We start from the raw sequence: 652 nt of genomic DNA on the forward strand, positions 1-652 counted from the left end.
GAGTCGTTTTAGTTGTGAAAACTAGTTGATGGTAGAATAAATGCTATTTGAAGTATTTGTCTGAAAAGAGTATAATAAAAATGAAAAGAACTTATTTTGTGCTAGAAAGAAAAAATACGGAAACTATATTGCCAAAATAAGTTTTACTAGGGTGATACATAGGCTAATTTGTTAAATAGTAAATACTTAAAAGACGAAATGTAGAAGGAGGGATACCTATGCTAAGTTTTAAAAAAGCTTTAGTTTCGTTTAGTGTTGTTGGATTACTATTAGGAGATTGTTCATCTGTATTAGCTTTTGATAGACTGTACAATTCTGAAAATAGTTTAGATGTTGAATCAGTAAAAACTACGGAAGAAAGTTTTGTTTTTTCAAATCAAGACGTTCTTAAAGCTGCTGAAAAGCTATACAATAGTGGTTTATTTAGTAAAGAACAGTATCAAACTGTGTACGCTGCTTATACTCAACGTTTGGGCATAAAAGGAGAAAACAAAGTAGTGCATCTTGGTGATGGCCTTATGGATGTGTACATAAATAATGTGACTTGGGGTGTGTTAATTAGTATAGGTGGAGCAGCTGCTGGATTATTACTAAGTGCAATTCCTGGATTAAATGCGAAAGCAGCAATTTTAATTGCTGGTGCTGGGGGGGG

Annotated in this window: 1 protein-coding gene; it reads left to right on the top strand. The window is 33.0% G+C overall.

The genetic code is table 11. The features are described from left to right. Window positions 1–218 precede the first annotated feature (218 nt). The coding region (locus HMPREF2619_RS01925; RefSeq protein WP_148130354.1) for a hypothetical protein at window positions 219–652 on the top strand (434 nt) is incomplete at its 3' end.

The sequence above is a fragment of the Streptococcus sp. HMSC074B11 genome, assembly GCF_001808705.1.
In the GTDB taxonomy this organism is placed as follows: domain Bacteria; phylum Bacillota; class Bacilli; order Lactobacillales; family Streptococcaceae; genus Streptococcus.